The sequence below is a fragment of the Roseomonas sp. TAS13 genome, assembly GCF_001950415.1.
In the GTDB taxonomy this organism is placed as follows: domain Bacteria; phylum Pseudomonadota; class Alphaproteobacteria; order Acetobacterales; family Acetobacteraceae; genus Roseomonas; species Roseomonas mucosa.
The window spans coordinates 1-3,677 of the sequence record NZ_BDLP01000403.1; the positions used below are offsets into that span (position 1 = coordinate 1).

A 3,677-nucleotide genomic window follows, 5' to 3' on the forward strand; every position below is an offset into this window, starting at 1 on the left:
GCTGCCGCGCCAGCACGCCGGACAGGTTCAGCGCGTTCGGCTCCTCCGGCACGAGGCGCAGCGCCCGGGCATAGAAGCGCGCCGCCCGGTCGAACTCTCCGGCCCCGTGCCGCGCCATGCCCTCACGCAGCAGGGACTGCGCCTCGGCCAGCGCCGCTCGGGGGCCCCCCCGGGGGTCGCGCGGCGGCTTCAGAACAGCCCCTCGATCCGGCCTTCCGCATCCAGGTGGATGCGCTCGGCGGCGGGGGAGCGCGGCAGGCCGGGCATGGTCATCACCTCGCCGCAGATCACCACGATGAAGCCCGCGCCGGCGGAAAGACGCACCTCCCGCACCGGCAGGACATGGCCGGTGGGCGCGCCGAGCAGCGCGGGATCGGCGGAAAAGGAATACTGCGTCTTGGCGATGCAGACGGGAAAATGCCCGTAGCCCGCCTCCTCGAAGCGCTTCAGCCGCGCATGCACGGCGGGCGGGAAGTTGACCTCGCTGGCGCGGTAGATCTTGCGGGCGATGCTGCGGACCTTGTCCTCCAGCGGCATGGCATCGGGATAGATCGGCGCGAAGTGCGCCGTGCCGCCCTTGATCAGCCGCGTCACCGCGCGGGCCAGATCCGCTGCGCCCGCCGCGCCATCGGCCCAGTGGGTGCAGAGCACGACCTTCGCGCCCAGCGGCGCCATGGCCTCGCGCACCACGGCGAACTCGGCCTCGGTGTCGGAGGTGAACTCGTTCAGCGCCACCACCACCGGCAGGCCGAAGAGGCGCATGTTCTCCACATGGCGCTGCAGGTTCACCACGCCGCGCCGCACCGCCGCCGCGTCCTCCCGGTCCAGGTTCGCACGCGCCACGCCGCCATGCAGCTTCAGCGCCCGCACCGTGGCCACCACCACGCAGGCGGATGGCGCAAGCCCCGCCAGGCGGCACTTGATGTCGCAGAACTTCTCGCCGCCCAGATCGGCGCCGAAGCCGGCCTCCGTCACCACCACATCGGCCAGCCGCAGGCCCAGCCGCGTCGCCGCCACGGAATTGCAGCCATGGGCGATGTTGGCGAAGGGACCGCCATGCACCAGGGCCGGGCTGCCCTCCAGCGTCTGCACCAGGTTCGGGAACATCGCCTCCCGCAGCAGCGCCGCCATGGCGCCGTGCGCCTTGAGGTCGGCGGCGGTGACGCTCGACCCGTCGCGGCGCTGGCCGACGATGATCCGCCCAAGCCGCTCCTGCAGGTCCTCCAGGTCGCGGGCGAGGCAGAGGATCGCCATCACCTCGCTCGCCACGGTGATGTCGAACCCGTCCTCGCGCGGCAGCCCGTTCGGCATGCCGCCCAGCCCGACCAGCACGTCGCGCAGCGCGCGGTCGTTCATGTCGATGGCCCGGCGCCAGGTGACGCGCCGCTGGTCCAGGCCCAGCGCGTTGCCCCAGTGGATGTGGTTGTCCACCATCGCGGAGAGCAGGTTGTTGGCGCTGGTGATGGCGTGGAAGTCACCCGTGAAGTGGAGGTTGATCTCCTCCATCGGCGCCACCTGCGCCCGCCCGCCGCCGGTCGCCCCGCCCTTCACGCCGAAGCAGGGGCCGAGCGAGGGCTCGCGCAGGCAGATCATGGCCTTCGTGCCCAGCGCGTTCAGCGCGTCGCCCAGCCCGATGGTGGTGGTGGTCTTGCCCTCCCCGGCGGCGGTGGGGCTGATGCCCGTCACCAGCACCAGCGCGCCGGTCCGGCCGGAGTCGGGGATGCGGGCCGGGTCCAGCTTGGCCTTGAAGCGGCCATGGGGTTCCAGGGCCTCCTCCGGAATGCCGGCGCGGGCGGCGATCTCCGCGATCGGGCGCAGCGTCGCGGCCCTGGCGATGGCGAGGTCGGTGGTCATGCGGGGCGCGTTCTCCCTCCGGCGGTTCCGGCATCTCCGGGCAGGCCGGCCCGGGCGCGGCGCCCCATCACGGCGGCTTCCCGCGGCTGCGTCCCGCGGTTACGACGCGCCGCCGGGCGGGGCAAGACGCCGGAGAGGCTCGCGGGCGGCGAATGGCAGGCCCCGGACGGGACGGCGATGAATCCTCCGTCACCCACCCCATCTTCTGCCCCGAATCCGATCAGCATTCGATCGTCCGCCGGAGGAGCCCGCCCCGTGAAGAACCCCTGTACCGGACTGTGCCGCTTCGATTCCGGAACCGGGTGGTGCAAGGGCTGCGGCCGTTCCCGGGCCGATTGCCGCGACTGGAAGCGTCGCCCGGAAACCCGGCCGGGCATCCTGCGCCGCCTGAAGGACCGGATGCGCGCCCTGCGGGAAGCCGGGCGGCGGTAGGCCTTCCGGATCAGGCGAGGACGCCCATCTCCTCCAGCACCTCGCCCATCACCGCCACGGCGTGGCGCATGTCGTCCGGGGTGATGGCGCCGATGCAGCCGATGCGCAGCGTCGGGGCCTCCGTGGTGTGGAAGTTGGAGATCAGCACGCCGCGCTGCTTCAGCGCATCGACGAAGTCCTGCAGCACGAAGCGCCCGCCCGCCTCCGGCCCGGGCGGCTGGTGGAAGGTGGCGATGATCGGCCCCTGGTGTTCCGGTGCCAGATAGGGCCGCAGCCCCAGCGCCGTCATGCCATCCATCAGCACCCGCATGTTCTCGCGGTAGCGGGCGAGGCGGACCCTCTGCCCGCCCTCCGCCTCGTAGAGCTCCAACGCCACGCCGAAGGCGCGCAGCGCCTGCACCGGGGGCGTGAAGCGGAAGGAGCCCCAGCCGGCGCGCTCGGCGGTCAGCATCACGTCCCCCAGGTCGAGGCTCCAGCTCCCGGCCTGCCCGGCGCGCTCGCGCGTGCGGTCGGCGGGGCAGACGGCGAAGCCCAGCCCCGGCATGCCTTCCAGGCACTTGTTGGAGGTGAAGGTGACGGCATCGATCTCGTCATGCTCGGCGAGGCGGAAGGGCCAGGCGCCGAAGGCACTCACCATGTCCAGGATCATGCGCCGCCCGGCCTTGCGCACCGCCTCGCCCATCACGGCGGGGTCGTTGACGATGCCGCTGCCGGTCTCGCCGACCACGGCGATCAGGTGGCTGGCCTGCGGATGCGCGGCGAAACCGGCGGCGATCTCCTGCGCCGTCACCGGCCGGGTGTCGGGCACGGGGATGGCGATGGGCCTGCGCCCCGCCTCGCTGGCCAGCCGCCAGATCCGTTCCGCGTACTGCCCGTTCATCGGCACCAGGAAGGCGCCGCCCGCCGGCACGAAGGTGCGGATCGCAGCCTCCACGACGAAATGGCCGGAACCCTGCAGGGGCAGCGTCACGTGATGCCCCGGCGTGCCGCCCGCGACCTCCACGATCTTCTCGCGGATCTCGGCATATTCGGCGCGGAAGTCGAGGTCCCAGGGTGCGATGTCCACCGCCATGGCGGCGCGCACCCGCGGATCGGTCTGCACGGGGCCGGGGGTGAGCAGCAGCATGGGAGCACCTCTGGATCTGGATGGCCGGATCTGGATGAACGGACGCGCGGCAGGCTGCGCCAGCCCCGGCGCCGAGGGAAGCCTCGGTCCGGGGTTTTTCCCCGCATGGCCCTCCCGGAGTCCGGGATCAGCCTTCCAGCCCGGCCTCGCGAACCAGGGTCGCGACCAGCGCGTCGGCAGGCATCGCGCGGGCCAGCGGCGCGCCCTGCCCGGCCCACCAGGCGGCATAGCCTTCCTCGCCCCGCGCCATGGCCGCCTGATGCAG

The 3,677-nt window shown here is 72.7% G+C and carries 3 protein-coding genes; 1 reads left to right on the forward strand and 2 read right to left on the reverse strand.

What is annotated here, in order from left to right:
• Positions 1-189: 189 nt before the first annotated feature.
• Complete coding sequence (locus tag ROTAS13_RS20985) at positions 190-1,854, reverse strand: formate--tetrahydrofolate ligase (RefSeq protein ID WP_075823301.1); 1,665 nt, start codon at positions 1,852-1,854, stop codon at positions 190-192.
• Positions 1,855-2,109: 255 nt separating this feature from the next.
• On the opposite strand from ROTAS13_RS20985, the gene ROTAS13_RS20990 reads away from it, so the two are divergent.
• Positions 2,110-2,286, forward strand: a complete 177-nt coding sequence (locus tag ROTAS13_RS20990; RefSeq protein ID WP_075823302.1) for a DUF1289 domain-containing protein — start codon at positions 2,110-2,112, stop codon at positions 2,284-2,286.
• Positions 2,287-2,296: 10 nt separating this feature from the next.
• Here the strand turns inward: ROTAS13_RS20990 and ROTAS13_RS20995 are convergent, their stop codons facing one another.
• Positions 2,297-3,412: a 2-aminoethylphosphonate--pyruvate transaminase gene (locus ROTAS13_RS20995; protein WP_075823303.1), complete on the reverse strand. Its 1,116-nt coding sequence runs from the start codon at positions 3,410-3,412 to the stop codon at positions 2,297-2,299.
• Between the last annotated feature and the right edge of the window lie 265 nt (positions 3,413-3,677).